This is a genomic window from Dactylosporangium sp. NPDC006015, assembly GCF_040614215.1.
GTDB lineage: Bacteria > Actinomycetota > Actinomycetes > Mycobacteriales > Micromonosporaceae > Dactylosporangium > Dactylosporangium maewongense.
Window position 1 is genome coordinate 30,739 of record NZ_JBEXUD010000024.1, and the last position, 19,053, is coordinate 49,791.

Annotated in this window: 18 protein-coding genes; 15 read left to right on the plus strand and 3 right to left on the minus strand. The window is 71.1% G+C overall.

All coding sequences use genetic code 11. The features are described from left to right. Window positions 1–4 precede the first annotated feature (4 nt). Window positions 5–433, plus strand: a complete 429-nt coding sequence (locus ABZ321_RS34220; RefSeq protein WP_354899078.1) for a hypothetical protein — start codon at window positions 5–7, stop codon at window positions 431–433. Here the strand turns inward: ABZ321_RS34220 and ABZ321_RS34225 are convergent. Then, entirely contained in the window at window positions 430–1,851 is a 1,422-nt protein-coding gene (locus tag ABZ321_RS34225; protein WP_354899081.1) for a glycoside hydrolase family 13 protein, read from the minus strand. The two genes, ABZ321_RS34220 and ABZ321_RS34225, sit on opposite strands and share 4 nt — an antisense overlap. Before the next feature lie 4 nt (window positions 1,852–1,855). Then, window positions 1,856–2,791, minus strand: a complete 936-nt coding sequence (locus tag ABZ321_RS34230) for a MerR family transcriptional regulator (RefSeq protein WP_354899084.1) — start codon at window positions 2,789–2,791, stop codon at window positions 1,856–1,858. A 58-nt stretch (window positions 2,792–2,849) separates the two neighbouring features. Here ABZ321_RS34230 and ABZ321_RS34235 point away from each other — a divergent pair, with 58 nt between their 5' ends. From ABZ321_RS34235 to ABZ321_RS34275, 9 genes are all read left to right on the plus strand, one after another. Further along, window positions 2,850–3,188, plus strand: a complete 339-nt coding sequence (locus ABZ321_RS34235; RefSeq protein ID WP_344503848.1) for a hypothetical protein — start codon at window positions 2,850–2,852, stop codon at window positions 3,186–3,188. A 196-nt stretch (window positions 3,189–3,384) separates the two neighbouring features. Continuing rightward, window positions 3,385–4,449 (plus strand): BMP family ABC transporter substrate-binding protein, encoded by a 1,065-nt coding sequence (locus ABZ321_RS34240; RefSeq protein ID WP_344503847.1) that lies wholly within the window; start codon window positions 3,385–3,387, stop codon window positions 4,447–4,449. Window positions 4,450–4,518: 69 nt separating this feature from the next. Next, the gene (locus ABZ321_RS34245; RefSeq protein ID WP_344503846.1) at window positions 4,519–6,039 is read left to right on the plus strand and encodes an ABC transporter ATP-binding protein; all 1,521 of its coding nucleotides are present in this window, start codon (window positions 4,519–4,521) and stop codon (window positions 6,037–6,039) included. A 91-nt stretch (window positions 6,040–6,130) separates the two neighbouring features. Next, a complete protein-coding gene (locus ABZ321_RS34250) occupies window positions 6,131–7,270 on the plus strand; it encodes an ABC transporter permease (protein ID WP_344503845.1) in 1,140 nt (379 codons plus the stop codon). Further along, window positions 7,267–8,517, plus strand: coding sequence for an ABC transporter permease (locus ABZ321_RS34255; RefSeq protein ID WP_344503844.1), 1,251 nt, complete (start codon window positions 7,267–7,269; stop codon window positions 8,515–8,517). Before ABZ321_RS34250 ends, ABZ321_RS34255 begins: the two co-directional genes overlap by 4 nt. A gap of 2 nt (window positions 8,518–8,519) precedes the next feature. Then, window positions 8,520–9,224 carry a cytidine deaminase gene (locus tag ABZ321_RS34260; RefSeq protein ID WP_344503843.1) on the plus strand — a complete coding sequence of 235 codons (705 nt, stop codon included), beginning with the start codon at window positions 8,520–8,522 and terminating at the stop codon, window positions 9,222–9,224. Continuing rightward, window positions 9,221–10,498, plus strand: coding sequence for a thymidine phosphorylase (locus ABZ321_RS34265; RefSeq protein ID WP_344503842.1), 1,278 nt, complete (start codon window positions 9,221–9,223; stop codon window positions 10,496–10,498). Before ABZ321_RS34260 ends, ABZ321_RS34265 begins: the two co-directional genes overlap by 4 nt. After that, window positions 10,498–10,866: a cupin domain-containing protein gene (locus ABZ321_RS34270; RefSeq protein WP_344503841.1), complete on the plus strand. Its 369-nt coding sequence runs from the start codon at window positions 10,498–10,500 to the stop codon at window positions 10,864–10,866. Before ABZ321_RS34265 ends, ABZ321_RS34270 begins: the two co-directional genes overlap by 1 nt. Window positions 10,867–10,900: 34 nt before the next feature. After that, entirely contained in the window at window positions 10,901–11,581 is a 681-nt protein-coding gene (locus ABZ321_RS34275) for a DUF4272 domain-containing protein (protein ID WP_344503840.1), read from the plus strand. A 28-nt stretch (window positions 11,582–11,609) separates the two neighbouring features. On the opposite strand, the gene ABZ321_RS34280 is transcribed toward ABZ321_RS34275, so the two are convergent. Further along, complete coding sequence (locus ABZ321_RS34280) at window positions 11,610–12,437, minus strand: putative RNA methyltransferase (RefSeq protein WP_354899091.1); 828 nt, start codon at window positions 12,435–12,437, stop codon at window positions 11,610–11,612. Window positions 12,438–12,454: 17 nt separating this feature from the next. Between ABZ321_RS34280 and ABZ321_RS34285 the strand changes: the two genes are divergently transcribed. The 5 genes from ABZ321_RS34285 to ABZ321_RS34305 all read left to right on the plus strand — a co-directional run bounded on the left by ABZ321_RS34285 (window position 12,455) and on the right by ABZ321_RS34305 (window position 18,726). After that, a complete protein-coding gene (locus ABZ321_RS34285) occupies window positions 12,455–13,525 on the plus strand; it encodes an adenosine deaminase (protein WP_344503838.1) in 1,071 nt (356 codons plus the stop codon). A gap of 300 nt (window positions 13,526–13,825) precedes the next feature. Continuing rightward, window positions 13,826–17,272 (plus strand): sensor histidine kinase, encoded by a 3,447-nt coding sequence (locus ABZ321_RS34290; protein ID WP_354899094.1) that lies wholly within the window; start codon window positions 13,826–13,828, stop codon window positions 17,270–17,272. Further along, window positions 17,269–17,673: a roadblock/LC7 domain-containing protein gene (locus ABZ321_RS34295; RefSeq protein WP_033358336.1), complete on the plus strand. Its 405-nt coding sequence runs from the start codon at window positions 17,269–17,271 to the stop codon at window positions 17,671–17,673. Before ABZ321_RS34290 ends, ABZ321_RS34295 begins: the two co-directional genes overlap by 4 nt. Before the next feature lie 92 nt (window positions 17,674–17,765). Further along, the gene (locus tag ABZ321_RS34300; RefSeq protein WP_033358337.1) at window positions 17,766–18,143 is read left to right on the plus strand and encodes a DUF742 domain-containing protein; all 378 of its coding nucleotides are present in this window, start codon (window positions 17,766–17,768) and stop codon (window positions 18,141–18,143) included. After that, window positions 18,124–18,726: an ATP/GTP-binding protein gene (locus ABZ321_RS34305; RefSeq protein ID WP_203848113.1), complete on the plus strand. Its 603-nt coding sequence runs from the start codon at window positions 18,124–18,126 to the stop codon at window positions 18,724–18,726. The genes ABZ321_RS34300 and ABZ321_RS34305 overlap by 20 nt, the downstream gene beginning before the upstream one ends. Window positions 18,727–19,053: the final 327 nt, after the last annotated feature.

Sequence of the window (19,053 nt, forward strand, 5' to 3'; positions counted from 1 at the left end):
CGCCGTGGGTGCACTTGTGACTTTGGACCTGCCGGCCGACGCGCCGGCGCTGACCCTGCCGTGGATCATCACCTTCGGCCCGTTGAACGAAGACGAGGAGTGGGAGCCCGTCGTGTGCGGGCCCTATGAGCGGGCGCACGCGCTCGCCCTCGCCGAGGCCGTCGTGGCCGACGAGGAGCTGATGGCGGTGGTCGAGCCGCTCCAGCCGCACGTCACCGCCGACCAGATCCTCGGCGACATCGCCGCCTCCCGCCTCGCCGCCGAGAACGAGGACCTGGAGACGGCGGCGCTCGACGAGGAGCTCGCCGACTACGACGACGACCACGGCCACCACCACCACGACCACGACGACCCGGACCACACGCACGAAGCCCCGTCGATCGAGGAGATCCGCGCCGGCTTCGCCCGGATCGCGGCGAAGCTCACCGCTTAGACGCTCCACCAGGCGGTCGTGTCGCCTGGCAGCTCGCCGGCCATCTCGCTGCTGCTCAGCAGCAGGGTGGCCGGCTCTTCGATCTTCACCGGCTCCGCCGTCAGGTTGGCGGCGACCCGCATGGTCTCCGTCTCGAAGCGCAGCACCCCGTCGGGCGCGTCCAGCCAGCGCAGCGTCGTCGACGGGCGGCGCAGCCGCAGCGCGTCCCGGTAGAGCGACAGCGTCGAGTGCGGATCCCCGCGCTGCGCCTCCATCGTGACGGCCGCCCAGTCCGCCGGCTGCGGCAGCCAGGAGCCGTCCGGCCCGAAGCCGAACGGCGGCGCGTCACCCGACCACGGCAGCGGCACGCGGCAGCCGTCGCGGCCGAGCTCGGCGCCGCCGGAGCGGACCCACTGCGGGTCGGTGCGCACCTCGTCCGGCAGGTCGAGCACCTCCGGCAGGCCGAGCTCCTCGCCCTGGTACAGGTAGGCGCTGCCGGGCAGGCCCAGCATGAGCAGCGCGGCGGCGCGGGCCCGCCGGACGCCGCCGAAGCGGGTCACGTGCCGGCGCCGGTCGTGGTTGGACAGCACCCAGGTGGGCGGCGCGCCGACCTGCGTCGCGGCGGCGAGCGACCCGTCGATGATCCGGCGCAGGACGGCCGGGTCCCAGGGCGCCTCCAGGAAGTCGAAGTTGAACGCCTGGTGCAGCTCGCCCACCGACACGTAGCGCGCCACCCGGGCCGGCGCGGTGTCGAACACCTCGGCGACGGCCATCCGGTCGCCCGGGTAGCTGTCGAGGATCTTGCGCCAGCCGCGGTGGATCTCGTGGACGTCCTCGTGGTCGAAGAACGTCACGCCGGCCAGGTCCTTGATCATCCCGTGGGCGACGTCGACCCGGAAGCCGTCGACGCCCCGGTCCAGCCAGAAGCGCAGGATGTCGTCGAACTCGGCCCGCACCTCCGGGTTGTGCCAGTTGAGGTCGGGCTGCTCGGGCGCGAACAGGTGCAGGTACCACTGCCCGTCCGCGACCTGCGTCCAGGCCGGCCCGCCGAAGAGCGACTGCCACTCGTTCGGCGTGTCGCGGAAGATGTACCGGTCGCGCCGGCCCTCCACGAACCAGGGGTGCCGCGACGACGTGTGGTTGGGCACGATGTCGACGATCACCCGCAGCCCGAGCCGGTGCGCCTCCGCGAGCAGGGCGTCGAAGTCCGCGAGCGTGCCGAAGACCGGGTCGACGTCGCGGTAGTCGCTGACGTCGTAGCCGCCGTCGACCATGGGGGAGCGGTAGAACGGCGACAGCCACAGGGCGTCCACCCCGAGGTCGGCGAGGTGGCCGAGCCGGTCGGTGATGCCGGGCAGGTCACCCACGCCGTCGCCGTCGCTGTCGGCGAAGCTGCGCGGGTAGACCTGGTAGATGACCGCGTGCCGCCACCACTCCACAGAGTCACGCTAACGGGCCGTGGCCCGCCCGGAGGGCGTTCAGGAACCACTCCCACCTGTGCATTGTCGCCGGGATCGGCGGCCATCCATTGATTACGGCCATGAGCTGCCAGTACCGCTCGGCGCGCGGGTCGACGGCGAGGGTGAGCTGGTCGACCAGGACGTCCAGGTCCTCCTCGGCGACGCCCCACCGCCGCAGGACGGCGGCCACCACGGGGACCGCCTGCGGGCTGCCGGGCGCGACGCCCGCGTCCATGTGCTCGGCGATGTGACCGGTGAACCACGATATTTCTGACATGTCGGTCGGCACCAGGCGGCGCTCGTCCGTGGCGAAGCTCCGCTTGCCCATCTCCCGCAGCCGGGCCCGGAAGTCCTGCTCGCGGAGCATCCCGGCCAGCTCGATCCAGGCGTCGATCTGCGCGTCGGTGGGGTCGTCGGGCAGGTCGGGGGAGACGCTGCGCATCCGCGCGCTGAACTGCGCGGCCTCCGGCGACTCCTCCGCCCTGGGCAGCTCCGCGAAGATGCTGTCGAAGAACTCGTCCACGATCCGGCGCCGCTCGTCGGTGCTGGCCTGCGCGATCCGGGTCATCCGGTCCAGCTCGGCGGGGGTCGGGCCGCCCCGCTCCGGGTGCAGGGCCACCGCGCGCAGCGCCGCCCGGCGCAGCCGCAGCACCCGGATCTGCACGCCGATCGCCTCCGCGTGCGCGGCGGCCACCGCGCCCAGGTCCTCGCCCCGGTCCAGGACCCGCTTGATGGTCGCGATGTCCAGCCCGAGCTCCCGCAGGGTGCGCACGAACTCCAGCCGGACCAGCGAGTCGTGGTCGTAGCGCCGGTAGCCCGCGTGCGACCGCTCCGCCTCCGGGACCAGGCCGACGTCGGAGTAGTAGCGGATCGTCTTGACCGGCAGCCCGGACAGCCTGGACAGCTCGCCGATGTTCATGCGGCCCATCGTGGACCCTCCAGCTGCTGGAGAGTCAAGGAGGCGCTACCTTGCGCCAGTGGAACCTTTGCGGCTCATCCTCCTCTATGCCCACCTGATCGGCTTCGCGCTGCTGCTGGGCGGGTCGGTCACCCAGTACCTCACCGGCAAGCTGCGGATCAACAACGCGATGCTGTGGGGTGCGATCGTCCAGGTGGTGACCGGCATCGCGCTGTCCGCGCCGTTGCGCGACGGCCATGAGCCGCCCACCGCCAAGCTGGTCGTCAAGGGGCTCATCGGCCTGGCGATCTTCGCCATGACCTTCTTCTCGCGCAAGCGCGAGGAGGTCAACCGCGGGCATTTCCTGGCTTTGGTGGGGCTAACGCTCGTTAACGCCGCCGTTGCCGTCTTTTGGTAGCAAGCGGGGCGGTGCAAGATCGATGCCGGTACGCTGGAGGGACCTCTGGCACGTCACGGCCCTATAACGCACTCCTCCCAACCCGGCAGCAAACTGCGGAACTGTCGGTCTGAGGGCGTACGCTCCCGCCGTTGGGATTCACCGCGTTGGGGCGGTGCATTGGTGAAGGGAGACCGTCTTGCGCCGAGTGCGTGGGATGAAGGTTCTCGCGGCCGCCGCGGTGGCGATTGTCGCGTTGGGTGCCATGGCCGCTTGCGGTGACGACAAGGGCAGCGACCCGGGCAGCTCGAGCAGCGGTGGCACCACGGCGAAGAAGAACGTCAAGGTCGGCCTCGCGTTCGACATCGGCGGCCGGGGCGACAAGTCGTTCAACGACTCCGCCGCAGCGGGCCTCGACCGGGTCAAGAGCGAGCTCAACCTTGAGGTCAAGGACCTGGCCGCGGTCGCCGGCGAGAGCGAGAACGACAAGTACGCGCGACTGAAGCTGCTCTGCACGACGGGTTACAACCCGGTCATCGCGGTCGGCTTCGTCTACGACGGTGCGGACGCCAAGAACGGCCCGCTCGCGCGCGCCGCGAAGGACTGCCCGAACACCAAGTTCGCCATCGTCGACGGCGGCACCACCGCCGACAACGTGGCCGACCTCGTCTTCGCCGAGGAGCAGGGCTCCTTCCTGGTCGGCGCGGCCGCCGCGCTGAAGACGAAGACCGGCACGGTCGGCTTCATCGGTGGCTGCCAGGTCGACCTGATCAAGAAGTTCGAGGCGGGCTTCGCCGCCGGCGCCAAGGCCGCCAAGGCCGACGTCAAGGTGCTGACGAACTACCTGTCGACCCCGGCCGAGGCCTGCAAGGGCTTCAACGACCCCGCGGGTGGCAAGACCGCCGCGACCGGTATGTACGACCAGAAGGCCGACATCATCTACGCGGCCGCGGGCGGCTCCGGCACCGGCGTCTTCGAGGCCGCCAAGGCCAAGAACGCCCTGGCCATCGGCGTCGACTCCGACCAGTACAACACCGTGACCGACGCCTCGCTCAAGACGGTCATCATGACCTCGATGCTCAAGCGGGTCGACAACGCGGTGTTCAACTTCGTCAAGGACTTCGGCGAGGAGAAGTTCAAGGCCGGCCCGACGGTCTTCGACCTCAAGGCCGACGGCGTCGGCTACGCCACCTCCGGTGGCCAGGTCGACGACATCAAGACCAAGCTCGACGAGTTCAAGGCCGACATCGTCTCCGGCAAGATCACGGTGCCGACCAAGTAATCCAGAGCTGGACGTGAGGCGGGGGACTGTGATCCGGTCCCCCGCCATCACTTGTTGAAGGAGCATCTCGTGACCGCGGACCCACCCGCCGTCGAGCTGAAGGGGATCACCAAGCGGTTCCCCGGCGTCGTGGCGAACTCTGACGTCAACCTCACCGTCCGCAAGGGCACGATCCACGCGATCGTCGGTGAGAACGGTGCCGGCAAGTCGACCCTGATGAAGATCCTCTACGGGATGCAGCCGCCGGACGAGGGCGAGATCCTCATCGAGGGCAGCCCGGTGAGGTTCCCGTCGCCCCAGCGCGCGATCGAGGCCGGCATCGGCATGGTGCACCAGCACTTCATGCTGGCCGACAACTTCACGGTCACGGAGAACGTGGTCCTCGGCGCCGAGAAGCTGCACGGCATCGGCGCCCGGGCGAAGCAGAAGATCAGTGAGATCTCCCAGCGGTACGGGCTGGACGTCGACCCCGACGCGCTGGTCGAGGACCTCGGCGTCGGCGACCGCCAGCGGGTCGAGATCCTCAAGGTGCTCTACCGGGGCGCCCGCATCCTCATCCTCGACGAGCCGACCGCGGTGCTGGTCCCGCAGGAGGTCGACGAGCTCTTCGGCAACCTGCGCGAGCTCATCCGCGAGGGCCTGACCGTGCTGTTCATCTCGCACAAGCTGGACGAGGTCCGCGGCGTCGCCGACGACATCACCGTCATCCGGCGCGGCACGACCGTCGCGTCCGTCAAGCCCGACCAGGTCACCGCCCGCCAGCTGGCGACCCTCATGGTCGGCAGCGAGCTGCCCAGCCCCGAGGCCCGCGAGTCGACCGTCACCGAGGTGCCCGTCCTGGTCGTCGAGGGGCTCACGGTCCGCGCAGCCGACGGGCGGCCGATCGTCGACAACGCCTCGTTCACGATCCACAAGGGCGAGGTCGTCGGCATCGCCGGCGTCGAGGGCAACGGCCAGGCCGAGCTCGCCGAGGCGATCATGGGCATGCGCGCCACGACCGGCACCGTCACCCTCGACGGCGACGACGTCTCCGACTGGCCCACCCGCCGGCGCCGCGAGGCGGGCATCGGCTACATCCCGGAGGACCGGCACCGGCAGGGCCTGCTGCTCGACGCGCCGCTGTGGGAGAACCGCATCCTCGGTCACCAGACCGAGCGGCCCAACGCGAGCGGCTTCCTCATCAACGTCGGCGGCGCCCGCCGCGACACCACCCGCATCGTCGCCGAGTACGACGTGCGCACGCCCGGCATCGACGTCGCCGCGGTCGCGCTGTCCGGCGGCAACCAGCAGAAGCTCATCGTCGGCCGGGAGATGAGCCACCAGCCGAAGGTGCTCATCGCCGCCCACCCGACCCGCGGCGTGGACGTCGGTGCCCAGGCCGCGATCTGGGACCACATCCGCAACGCCCGGATCGCCGGCATGGGCGTGCTGCTCATCTCCGCCGATCTCGACGAGCTGATCGGCCTGTCCGACTCGCTGAAGGTGATCTACGGTGGTCGGCTGGTGGCCGACGCCGACCCGTCGACCGTCACCCCCGAGCAGCTCGGCGTCGCCATGACCGGCGCCACAGGTGAGGAGATCCCTTCATGAACGGCTTGGAGTGCAGCGGAGGAGCCGTTCATCATCGGCTCAGTGCTCCGCGTGCCTCGTGGCGGCGCCGCGGCGAGGCGGAGGCGTCGGCATGAGCGCTGTCGCCGCGGTCCGGCGCATCGACATCGGCAAGCTGCTGCCGCAGCTGATCGCACCGGTCGCCGCGCTGATCATCGCCGCCGCGATCTCGTCGGTCGCCCTGCTGATCAGCGACAAGGACCCTCTGCTGGCGTTCCAGCACATGTACGAGTTCGGCATGCTGCCGGACACGAAGGTGGAGATCCTCAACAAGGCCAGCGAGCTGTACATCGCGGCGGTCGCCGTCGCGTTCGGCTTCAAGATGGGCCTGTTCAACATCGGCGTCGAGGGCCAGTCGAAGGTCGGCGCGTTCTTCGCCGGCGCCCTGGCCAGCGCGTCGTTCATGGACTGGATGCCCGGCGGGCTGCGCATCGTGCTCATCATCGTCGTCGCGATGATCGTCGGCGCGGCGTGGGCGTCGATCGCCGCGCTGCTCAAGACCCAGCGCGGGGTCAGCGAGGTCATCTCCACGCTGATGCTCAACGCGATCGGCGGCCTGGTCATCACCTGGCTGCTCAACGACCACTGGGGCGTCACCGAGCCCGGCGCGCAGATCAAGACCACCGGCATCCTGAGCGAGGACTCGTGGATGCCCGGCCTGCCGATCATCTCCGGGACCGACCAGAAGGTGCTCGGCTTCTTCGCCGTCGCGGTGGTCCTCGGCGCCGCGTACTGGTTCGTGATCAACCGCACCCGCTTCGGCTTCGACCTGCGGGCCACCGGCTACAACCCGTTCGCGGCGGTCGCCAGCGGCGTCAACGCCAAGCGCATGGTGATCACCGCGATGCTGATCTCCGGCGCGATCGCCGGCCTGGTCAACCTGCCCCGCATGCTGGGCGAGAGCCACACCTACACCGAGGGCTTCGGCGGCATCGGCTTCGCCGGCCTCGCGGTGGCGCTGCTCGGCCGCAACCACCCGATCGGCATGGCGCTCGCCGCGATCCTGTGGGGCTTCCTGGCCAGCTCGCAGATCATCCTCGACATCGACAGCATCCCCAAAGAGATCGTCCTGATCATGCAGGGCGTCACGGTCCTCTCGGTCGTCATCGCCTACGAGCTGGCCGCCCGCATCGGCCGCCGGGCCCAGCAGCGCCGGGTCGGCGTGGCCACCGCCACCGCCGCGCCCGTCCCGGTAGTGGAGGAGTCGAAGTGAGCACCGACACGATGCTCTCCGAGGCGGCGGCGCAGCCTCCGGTCAAGACCAAGGGCCGGCGGATGTCGAGCTGGATGATCATGCTCATCATCTCCGGTGCGCTGATCGGCCTGTCGCTGGTCCACCAGCTCGCCAACGCCCCGGACGTCACCTCGTCGGGCGCCATCCAGGCCGCCCTGCAGGCGGCGGTGCCGCTCGGGCTCGCCGGCCTCGGCGGCCTGTGGGCGGAGCGCGCCGGCGTGGTCAACATCGGCCTCGAGGGTCAGATGATCCTCGGCACCTGGTTCGGCGCGTGGGGCAGCCTGGAGTTCGGCCCGTGGGTCGGGCTGCTCATCGGCATCCTCGGCGGCGCCATCGGCGGGCTCCTGCACGCCGTCGCCACCGTGACCTTCGGCGTCGACCACATCATCTCCGGCGTCGCGATGACGATCCTGGCACCCGGCGTCGTGCGCTACCTGTCCTACATCACCTGGGGCAGCGCCGGCGCCACGCAGTCCCCGCAGGTGCCGCACATCCCCAGGATCTCGGTGCCCGGCATCAACGGTCTCAAGGGCATCGAGGAGCACGAGTGGTTCCTGGTGAGCGACGTCGCGGGGGTACTGCGCGGCCTGCTCTACGAGGTGTCGCTGGTGACCATCCTCGCCGTGCTGCTGATCCCGCTGACCTGGTGGCTGCTCTGGCGCACCTCGTTCGGCCTGCGGGTGCGCTCCGTCGGTGAGGACCCGCACGCGGCGGAGAGCCTCGGCCTCAACGTCTACCGCTACAAGTACTACGGTGTGGTCATCTCCGGCGCGATGGCCGGCCTCGGCGGCGTGTACCTGTCCACCGTCACCTCCGCGATCTACCGCGAGGGGCAGACCGGCGGCCGCGGGTACATCGGCCTCGCCGCGATGATCTTCGGCAACTGGCGGCCGGGCGGCCTCGCCGTGGGCGCCTCCCTGTTCGGCTACACCGACGCGCTGCAGCTGCGGCGCGGCAGCGAGTCCGTGCACGCCCTGCTCATCCTGGTCGGCGCTCTGCTGCTCGCCCTCGCGGTGTGGGAGTTCATCCGGCGCAACCGGCTCGTGGCGGTCGCTTCCGCCGTCCTCGGCGTCCTTTCCTACGTATTGTTCTTCTCCGTGGACAAGATCCCGACCGCGCTGGTGCAGGCGGCGCCCTACATCACCGTGCTGGTCGTGCTGGCGCTCGCGGCGCAACGACTCAGGCCACCGGCCGCGGACGGCAAACCGTTCCGGCGGGGAGGCTGAGCGTGACGGACGTCGACTGGGTGGCGCTGCGAGAGGCGGCGGTCACCGTGATGGCGCGCGCCTACGCGCCGTACTCGAAGTTTCCGGTGGGCGCGGCGGCGCTCGTCGACGACGGCAGGATCGTCGTGGGCTGCAACGTCGAGAACGCCTCCTACGGCCTCGGCCTGTGCGCCGAGTGCGGCCTGGTCTCCAACCTGCAGGTCACCGGCGGTGGCAGGCTGATCGCCCTGGCGTGCGTCGACGGCGACGGCCGGCCGCTCATGCCGTGCGGCCGGTGCCGGCAGCTGCTGTGGGAGCACGGCGGCGCGGACTGCCTCATCGACCACGCCGACGGCCCGCTGCCGATGACCGCGCTGCTGCCGCATGCCTTCGACGACACGGACCTGGGGCGGATCGCCCCGGCTGGTCCTTCCGTCCCGGCCGCGCTCGCCCTGAAGGTCGGCGCCGGCACGGTGTTCGTACACCCTGACATCGCCGACGGCAGGCAGGTCTGGACCGCCTACTGGGAGCGCTCGTCCGGCGCCGCGGAAAGCGAGCCGGCGGGCATCCTGGAGGAGGGCCCGACCTGGGCCACCGCCGACGAGGGGGTCGCCTGGGGCCGGGTCCGCACGTCGCGGGTGATCGTCGTCGACGCCCAGGGCACCGCCAGATGGGCCGGGGAGGCTCCCCGGCCGGCCGGCATCGAGCAGGACTGGAGTGCGGCATGAGCTTCGCGGCCGTGGACGTCATCCGCGCCAAGCGGGACAAGGGCATCCTCAGCGACGAGCAGATCGACTGGGTCGTCGACGCCTACACCAAGGGTGTCGTCGCCGACGAGCAGATGTCGGCCCTGGCGATGGCGATCCTGCTCAACGGCATGACCGCCGGCGAGATCGCCCGCTGGACCGCCGCCATGATCGCGTCGGGGGAGCGGCTGGACCTGTCCGGGGTCGGCCGCCCGACCGTCGACAAGCACTCCACCGGCGGCGTCGGCGACAAGATCACGCTGCCGCTGACCCCGCTCGTCGCGGCGTGCGGCGCGGCGGTGCCGCAGCTGTCCGGCCGCGGGCTGGGCCACACCGGCGGGACCCTCGACAAGCTCGAGGCGGTCGCCGGGTTCGGCACCAAGCTGTCCAACGAGGCGTTCGTCGAGCAGCTGCGCACGGTCGGCGCCGCGATCTGCGCCGCGGGGGAGGGCCTCGCGCCCGCCGACCGGAAGCTGTATGCGCTGCGCGACGTCACCGGCACCGTCGAGGCGATCCCGCTGATCGCCAGCTCGATCATGAGCAAGAAGATCGCGGAGGGCACCGGCGCGCTGGTCCTGGACGTGAAGTTCGGCTCCGGTGCCTTCATGCGCGAGGTCGCCGACGCGCGCGAGCTGGCCCGCACCATGGTCGAGCTCGGCAAGGCCCACGGCGTGACCACCGTCGCCCTGCTCACCGACATGGAGGTGCCGCTCGGCCGGACCGTCGGGCACTCCGTGGAGGTCGAGGAGTCCCTGGAGGTGCTCGCCGGCGGCGGGCCGCAGGACGTGGTCGCGCTGACCTTGGCCCTCGCCCGGGAGATGCTGGACGCGGCGGGCCTCGGCGACGCCGACCCGCAGGCCGCGATCGCCGGCGGGCGGGCCATGGACTCCTGGCGGGCCCTTGTGCGGGCCCAGGGCGGCGACCCGGACGCGCCGCTGCCGGTGGCGCACGAGGTCGAGACGATCACCGCCGACGCCGACGGCTTCGTCGCCACCATGGACGCCTACGCTGTCGGCGTGGCCGCCTGGCGCCTCGGCGCGGGCCGCGCCCGCAAGGAGGACCCGGTCAGCGCGTCGGCCGGCATCATCCTGCACCGCAAGCCCGGCGAGGCGGTCCGGGCCGGTGACGTGATCATGGAGCTGCGGGCCGAGGACGCCGGCAAGCTCCCGGCGGCGCTGGCCGTGGCCCGCGACGCGGTCACGTTGTCGGACACGCCGCCACCCTCCCGACCGCTGATTCTCGACAGGATCTCCTGATGCCCGAACTGATCAAGGCCCCCACCCAGATCCCCGTCCCCGGCGGCAAGATCATCGACGAGTACGTCGGCCGGGTCAACTCCGGCGAGTCCGCGACGTCGATCGCCAAGATGATCGCCCCGGGCGGCTGGACCGAGCCGTTCCAGACGCCCGAGTTCGACGAGTTCACGATCGTGCTCCGCGGCACCGTCAGGGTCGAGCACGACGGCGGCCACTTCGACGTCACCGCAGGTCAGGCGATCGTCACCCGGGCGGGGGAACGCGTCAGGTACACCACCCCCACCGCGGACGGCGCCGAGTACGTCGCGGTCTGCCTGCCCGCCTTCGCCCCCGACCTCGCCCGCCGGGATCCTGAGGGCGACTCCTAGAGACACTGCTGGATCCGGCGGCTACAGTGCCCGGGTGACCGTGACGTCGCCGGATCCGCAGCGGGTGCGGGAGGCGAGCCTCGAAGAGCTGCACCGCCTGCGGCTCCCTCTACCACCGCCCAACTTCCCGCTCGCCTGGGAGCCCGGCGACCTGGTGGAGCTGCGTCCCGGTGCGGAGATCGAGGTGCGCGCGGCGATCCTCAACGTCGTGCTCGCCCGGGTCGCCGGCATGCCGCCGGAGCTCGCGACGCACTGGCTGGACCGGTCGGGGCTGCAGGACCGGCTGACCGGGCCGGAGTGGCAGTTCGTGGCCGAGGGCGACGGCGACGAGCGGTCCTTCGCGCTGCACCTGGAGGCGCTCTTCGCGCTGGCCTGGCTGCTGGGCATCGCCATGGACCTCGATCCGCTGCTGCCCTCCGCCGACGGGCTCATGGAGCGGCTGCCCAACCTGCCGCAGGGCGAGACCTTCTCGGCGTGGCGGCAGCGCACCCTGGCCGCACCGCGCGGTGCGGGTGACGCCGCGGCGCAGCTCGACCTCTATTACTGCCTGGACTGGTCCTATCTGGAGGCGGAGCGGCGGCGGCTGCCGCTGCCCGGCCAGCTCGACTCCAACGCCGTCGGCCAGCGCCGCTGGGCCCTGGAGTGGGCGGTGGTCTTCACCGGGCCGTACCACGGCGACCCGCCCGGATGGGAAGAGGTCGACCTATCCACCTGAGCGCCGGCCTATCCACCTGAGCGCTGGCTTATCCGCCTGAGCGCCAGGTGCTCAGGCGCACCTCCAGCGTCGCGGTGATCGGCTCGGGCATGCCCGCCAGGGTGGCGGTCACCGCGGCCGGGTCGGTGTGCCACGCGCTCGGACCCATCCCGACCAGGGCCGCCGCGGCCGCGCGGTCCAGCGCCAGGGTGGCCCGCAGCGGCACCTCGTCCACCTGCGTGAGCCAGGGGCGCAGGCTCGCCGCGAGCCGCTCCGGCTTCGCCGGGTCGACGCCGACCATGCCCAGCGCCGCCACCAGCTCGGCGAGGTGCCCGGGCGCGGGGGTGACCACCACGGCGACGCCGCCGGGGCGCAGCACGCGGGCGAACTCCGCGCCCGACCTCGGCGCGAAGATGTCGAGGATCACATCGGCGGCCGCGTCGCGGACCGGCAGACCCTGCCACACGTCGGCGCGCACCGCGCCGATGCGGGGGTCGGCCCGGGCCGCGCGGCGCAGCGCCGCCTTCGACACGTCCACGGCGAGACCGACCCTGTCCGGACCGAGGGCCCGCGCCAGGTAGCGGCCGGTCCCGGCCCCCACCTCGACGATCAGGCCCGCTCCCGGTACACCTGCCGCCGCTGCCGCGACGGCGTCGGACACGACGTCGAAGTGTCCGGCCTCCAGGAGGGCCTCCCGGGCGGTCACCATCTCGGCGCTGTCGCCGGTGTGCACCGACCGGCCCGCGGTCAGGTCGACATAACCCTGCCGCGCGATGTCGAACGAATGGCCCGCGGCGCAGCGCAGCGCCCGATCGGCGGCGGTGAGCGGGCCGGCGCAGACCGGACACCGCAGATGTGTGATGACGGAGGCGTGCACGCTACTAGTGTCGTTCCATGGTTGCACCCACCTACGACGAGATCCGTCGCGCGCCGAAAGCCCTCCTCCACGACCACCTCGACGGCGGCCTGCGTCCCGCCACCATCCTCGACCTCGCCGCCGGCATCGGCCACGAGCTGCCCGCCGCGACCCCGGAGGGCCTCGGGGAGTGGTTCGTCGCGGCGGCCGACTCCGGGTCGCTGGAGCGTTACCTGGAGACCTTCGCCCACACGGTCGCCGTGATGCAGACCCGGGAGTCCCTGGTCCGGGTCGCCCGGGAGTGCGCCCTGGACCTCGCCGCCGACGGCGTGGTCTACGCCGAGGTGCGCTTCGCGCCGGAGCAGCACCTGGCCCAGGGCCTCGCGCTGGCCGAGGTGGTGGAGGCGGTCCTCGACGGCTTCCGCGAGGGCTCCGCCGAGGCGGCGGCTGCCGGCAACCCGATCCGGGTCGGCACGCTGCTGACCGCGATGCGGCACGCGGCCCGCTCGATGGAGATCGCCGAGCTGTCGGTGCAGTACCGCGACGCGGGTGTGGTCGGCTTCGACATCGCCGGGGCGGAGGCCGGATACCCGCCCACCCGGCACCTCGACGCCTTCGAATACCTCCAGCGCGAGAACTCGCATTTCACCATCCACGCCGGTGAGGCGTTCGGCCTGCCGTCGATCTGGCAGGCCATCCAGTGGTGCGGCGCCGACCGGCTCGGACACGGTGTGCGCATCGTCGACGACGTCGCGGCCGACAATTCCCTCGGCCGGCTCGCCGCGTACGTGCGGGACAAGCGCATTCCGCTCGAGCTCTGCCCGTCGTCCAACGTCCAGACCGGCGCCGCCGCCTCGATCCGGGAACACCCGATCGGGTTGCTGCGTGACCTGCGCTTCAGGGTCACGGTCAACACCGACAACCGGCTGATGAGCGGCACCTCGATGAGCCGCGAGATGGCCCTGCTGGTCGAGGCCTTCGGCTACGGCTGGTCCGAAATGCAGTGGTTCACGGTGAATGCAATGAAGAGTGCTTTTATTCCGTTTGATGAGCGGCTGGCGTTGATCAACGAGGTGATCAAGCCCGCATACGCGAAGTTGATGTCGTAATTTTGTACCGATATGTCAGCCGTCATCATCTGCGTGCATCGGGTAAATCGCCCAGCGTAGGGGGATGATCGGCTGAACTTACCGTCAAACGGACTTTTTTCTTCATGCGGAACATAACGGCTAGCGGGAGGCCTGGGCTTTCTTCTTGCGACGGGACATGGTGGAATCTCGGAGGTCTGGCCCAGTAGGGTCGGCCGGTCGCGGGTGCCTGCTGATTCGCAAGGCCCCGGTTCGGAGGGCGGTGAAGTGAGCAAACGGCCAACGACGCGGGAGCCGGTCTCGTCGCGTCTGCGTCTCCCGGTGGGCCGGCTCCGAGACCTGCCGATCTGGTCGAAGCTCGGCCTGATCATGATCGTCCCGATCATCGCGACGATCGTGGTCGGCACCAACGGTCTCGTCGACAACATCGGTGACGCCAACGACGCCGACCGGGCCCGCACCCTGTCGGGGCTGTCAGCCAAGGCCTCCTCGCTCGTCCACGAGCTGCAGAGCGAGCGCGCCAACGCGGCGCTGCTGCTCGGCGTGCTCGACCAGCAGGGCAACGTCGAGGCCCGCGCCACCTTCGAGCGCCAGATCCAGAAGACCGAGGACACGAGCAAGGAATACCGGCTCACCCGGTCCGGCCTGGCCGACCCGCCCGAGGACTTCCGCAAGCAGCTCGCCTCGATCGACACCCAGCTGCTCGACCTGCCGGGGATGCGCAAGCAGATCTCCGAAGGCGGCAAGGACATCCTGGCCAGCACCGTCGTCAGCCGGTACCGGACGCTGATCGACGACCTGCTGAGCATCCGCGACGCCGCGGCCGAGCTGTCCAACAACCCGGCCCTCGGCGCCGACATGCGCGCCGCCGCCGCGATCTCCGAGATGAAGGAGCAGGTCTCCCTCGAGCGGGTCGTCGTGCTGCGGGTCCTGACGACCAGGAAGTTCACGCCGCAGCTGCGCAAGGAGTTCGACGCCGCGCTCAACGGCCAGGATCAGGCCGAGGAGCAGTTCCGGGTCGTCTCCGAGCCGTGGCACCGCGACCTGTTCGACAAGAAGATCGCCGGCTCCGACCTGCGCGAGGCCGCGAAGTTCGAGGGCCAGCTCACCCCGCTCACCGGTGAGGACCTGCCCCAGACCGGCCTGCCATCCGCGGCCGCGTGGGACAACTCGATGGTCAACAAGGCCAACCTGCTGCGCGGCATCGAGGTCGAGTTCGACGAGCACAACATCGAGAGCGCGACCGCGCACCGCAACGACCTGCAGCGCCAGGTGCTCGTCACCGCCGGCGCCCTGCTCGGCATGCTGCTGCTGGCCATCCTCTTCGCCTGGATCGTGGCCCGGTCCATGGCCCGCTCGCTGCGGGAGCTGCGCCACGGCGCGCTGACCGTCGCGCAGTACGGGCTGCCCCAGGCCGTGCAGCGACTGCGAGACCCCGCCCTGGCCGGTCAGATGTCGCCGCATCAACTGGCACTGCAGATCGCCGAGCCACTACCGGTCCGCAGCCGCGACGAGTTCGGCCAGGTGGCCGAGGCGTTCAACGCCGTCCACCTGGAAGCCGTCCGCACCGCCGCCGAGCAGGCCGCACTGCGGGCCAGCGTCGCGACGATGTTCGTCAACCTCGCCCGCCGCTCCCAGATCCTGGTCGACCGGCTCATCGGTCACCTCGACCGGCTGGAGCGCGGCGAGGAGGACCCGGACCGGCTGGCCGAGCTCTTCCAGCTCGACCACCTCGCCACCCGGATGCGCCGTAACGACGAGAACCTCCTGGTCCTCGCCGGTGCCGACTCGACCCGTATCCAGCGCGAGCCCGCGCCGCTCATGGACGTGCTCCGCGCCGCGCAGTCCGAGGTCGAGCACTACACGCGCATCGAGTTCGGCATGATCGACCGGGACATCGAGATCGCGGCCCACTCGGTCAACGACATGGTCCACCTGGTCGCCGAGCTGCTCGACAACGCGACGGCCTTCTCCCCGCCGGACTCGGCGGTCATCGTGGAGGCCCGCCGCGTCGGCGACCGTGCCGTCCTGCTGGTCGAGGACCACGGCATCGGCGTCTCGCCCGAGCAGCTCAACGAGCTCAACGAGCGCCTCGCCAACCCGCCGATGGTCGACGTGGCCGTCTCCCGGATGATGGGCCTCGTCGTGGTCGCCCGGCTGGCCGCCCGGCACGGCGTCAAGGTCGAGCTGCGGGCCGCGCGCGAGCGCGGCACCATCGCCGACATGACGCTGCCCGCCGGTGTCCTCGTGCCGCGGGCCCTGTCCGGCCGCGCCAACGCCGGCATGCCGACCGCCGGCATGCCCGCCGTCGGCCCCAACGACATGGTCCAGGCCCGGCCGATCCCGTCGACGCCCGCGCCGCGCTCCCCGCTCGCTTCGCCGCTCGCCCTGGAGAGCGGGCCGACGACCGTGGGCGGCCCAGCCGGCGGCGGCAACGGCGGCGGTCCGCGCTTCGGCACGCTCACCAGCAGCGGCCTCTTCGGCTCCGGCCCGCACACCGGCGAGCGGCCGACGGTCAACGGCTTCGCCAACGGCACCCCGCCGCGCCGCGAGACGCCCCCCGCCGCGTTCCACGACAGCTTCGGTGATGCGAACCCCGCCGGCCCGCCGCCGCGTGACAGCTTCGCCGGCGGCCCCAGCGGCGCCTTCCCCCGCATCGACCCGCGCGACGCCGGTCCCGGTCCGCGCGACGGTGGTGGCTTCGGCCCCCGCCCGCCGGCCCAGCAGGGTCCCGGTGCCGGTCGCAGCCTGCCCGCCTGGTCGGACCTGACCGGTGTGGGCGGCGAGCAGTCCGAGGAGCGCCGGACGCCCGGTGACCTCAACCCGCTGCCGCAGCGCCGCGCCAACGAGAACTGGACCGTCGAGGGCGAGGTCGCCGAGGAAGAGGTCAGCGGCCAGATCCCGCGGCAGCGTCCCGAGGCGTCCGACCCGCGCGGCTATGACGTCCCCGCGGCGTACGCCGCCGGTGGCCCGCCCCCGGCCGCGGCGGCACCGCCCGCCTGGCCGCCGGTCTCGTCGGGCCCGCAGCAGCAGTCCGACCGGTTCGCGGCGCAGCCGCCCGCTCCGGCTCCCGCGGCCGCGTCCGCCGAGCCGTACGCGCCGGTGGACATGACGGCGGAGATCCCGCGGGTCCGGCTCGACTGGGACCCGGCGTCCTCCGAAAGCGACGCCGGCGACTCCCGCCAGCGCTTCGTCGACGAGACGATGGAGCTGCCGATCTTCCGCGAGCTGGAGTCGGCCTGGTTCCAGAGCACCAGCAAGCGCCCGACCTTCGACGACGAGCCTGTCGCCGCCGCCCCGGCCGCGCCCGCCGCGCCGGCACCGGCGTCCAACGGCGCTTCGACGCGGCCGGTCGAGGTGACCTACAGCGACACGGCATACGTGCCTCCGCAGCGATTTGAAACCCGGGTTCCGGGTGAAGCTTCGCGAGGTTCGGCCGACCGGGCGACCGGCGGTTCGGCGGTAAACTGGCAGACTGCGGCAGACGAAGGATGGCAGGCGGCCGCCGCACTCGCCCAGGAGCAGGAATTTGCGAAGACCGACACGGGTTTGCCAAAACGCGTGCCGCAAGCGCAACTGGTCCCGGGCGGGGTGGAGAAGAACCCCGCCACGGTCCACCGGCGCACGCCGGAGTCCGTGCGTGGTCTGTTGTCCGCTTATCACCGAGGCGTTCAGCGCGGCCGCACCCGGTCCGACGACTCGAAAACCCCGGAGCCCACTTCGGCCGGGCCTCAAAACTCGCAGGTTGGCAAGGAGCAAGAGGCATGACATCTACGCAGGATCTCGGTTGGCTACTGGCCAATTTCGCAGACCGGGTGCCGGGCGTCGCCCATGCGGTAGCCGTCTCGGCGGACGGTCTGCTGCTGGCCGCCTCGCGTGACCTGCCGCGCGACCGTGGCGACCAGCTCGCCGCGATCGCCTCCGGTTTGGTGAGCCTCACGCAGGGCGCTTCCCGCTGCTTCGAGGGCGGGGCGGTGCTGCAGACCGTCGTCGAGATGGACAACGGCTTCCTCTTCCTCATGTCGATCTCCGACGGCTCCTCGTTCGCGGTCCTCGCGGCCCGGGCGTGTGACGTCGGTCAGGTCGGCTACGAGATGGCGCTGCTGGTCGACCGGGTCGGTGACGCATTGACGCCGCCACCCCGGCCGACAGCATCGATGCTCGGCTGAAACTGAACTAGGTGCTTTCCGCTTTAGCGCATGACGCAATAACTGTTGACGCTGTTGACGAGGCCCGACGAGTGAGGAGGTGAACGGCGACCATGGCCGAGCGCGATGAACCAACCGGCGCGTTGGTCAGGCCGTACGCCGTCACCCGAGGTCGCACCCGGCCCAAGCTGGACATCGCGATCGAGGCGCTGGTCGAGACCACCGTGCGGGGTCGCGCGGCCAACTCTCGGCCGGGCGGCGCTCACGGACAAGAACAGCAATACATTTCAACGCTTTGCGACGGTCGCCTGCAGTCTCTCGCTGAGATCGCGGCGCGCATGCAGCTTCCGCTGGGTGTCGCGCGGGTCATTGTGGCGGACATGGCTGCCGACGGACTCGTCGCGGTGTACGAGCCGACCTCGCTCGACGAAAACGAGTCGGTGGGCACAGAACTGCTTGAGAGGGTGCTGAGTGGACTTCGGAGGCTCTGACGTGGCAGTCCGCCCAGGGCGGGTCACGTCAGCGAAGATCGTCATCGCCGGAGGGTTCGGCGTGGGCAAGACCACACTGGTCGGCTCGGTCTCGGAGATCACGCCGCTGACCACCGAGGCCATCATGACGTCCGCCGGCGTCGGTGTGGATGACACCCGCAATGTCCCCGGCAAGACGACGACCACGGTCGCGATGGACTTCGGTCGTATCTCGATCGACCGTGACCTGATCCTGTACCTGTTCGGCACCCCGGGCCAGACCCGCTTCTGGTTCATGTGGGACGAACTGGTCCGGGGCGCCATCGGCGCTGTCGTCATGGTGGACACCCGGCGCCTCGCCGACTGTTTCGCCGCGATCGACTTCTTCGAGCACCGGCGCCTGCCGTACCTCGTCGCGATCAACTGCTTCGACGGCGTGCAGTACCACAACGCCGACGACGTCCGCGAGGCCCTGGCCATCTCCAGCGATGTCCCGGTCGTCTCGTGCGACGCCCGCTCCCGCGAGTCGACGAAGAACGTCCTCATCTCGCTCGTCGAGTACGTCCTCTCGATGCGCCGCACCCGGGCCACCGCCCCCGCGTAACGCACCACCCCCCTCTCCAGCACCTCACCGCGCGCACCGTCGCCGCCTCCTCAGCAGGGCGGCCACGGTGCGCGCGCCATTTCCACCCACCCACCAGCTCGACGCCCCAGCGGACGATCCGTCGGCCACCCTGCGCGGGGAAGCCACGCGGTGCCCCGGGCCAGTGCGGACGGACCGCGCGGCGGTCTGGCGGGCAGGGCGTGCGATGGCTGGGCGCTCTGAGAGGGGCGCGCGTTGGCCTGCGGTCGTGCGGGCAGCTCGCATGGCGGTCTGGTGCGAAGGTCGTGCAGTGGCCTGGACGCGGCGGGTGGGGAACGTCCGGCGGTT

Excerpts from the sequence above, each read along its gene's own strand:
- ABZ321_RS34230 (WP_354899084.1), bottom strand. The coding sequence starts at position 2,791 with ATGAACATCGGCGAGCTGTCCAGGCTGTCCGGGCTGCCGGTCAAGACG.
- ABZ321_RS34240 (WP_344503847.1), top strand. The coding sequence starts at position 3,385 with ATGAAGGTTCTCGCGGCCGCCGCGGTGGCGATTGTCGCGTTGGGTGCC.
- ABZ321_RS34250 (WP_344503845.1), top strand. The coding sequence starts at position 6,131 with ATGAGCGCTGTCGCCGCGGTCCGGCGCATCGACATCGGCAAGCTGCTG.
- ABZ321_RS34265 (WP_344503842.1), top strand. The coding sequence starts at position 9,221 with ATGAGCTTCGCGGCCGTGGACGTCATCCGCGCCAAGCGGGACAAGGGC.
- ABZ321_RS34270 (WP_344503841.1), top strand. The coding sequence starts at position 10,498 with ATGCCCGAACTGATCAAGGCCCCCACCCAGATCCCCGTCCCCGGCGGC.
- ABZ321_RS34285 (WP_344503838.1), top strand. The coding sequence starts at position 12,455 with ATGGTTGCACCCACCTACGACGAGATCCGTCGCGCGCCGAAAGCCCTC.
- ABZ321_RS34295 (WP_033358336.1), top strand. The coding sequence starts at position 17,269 with ATGACATCTACGCAGGATCTCGGTTGGCTACTGGCCAATTTCGCAGAC.
- ABZ321_RS34300 (WP_033358337.1), top strand. The coding sequence starts at position 17,766 with ATGGCCGAGCGCGATGAACCAACCGGCGCGTTGGTCAGGCCGTACGCC.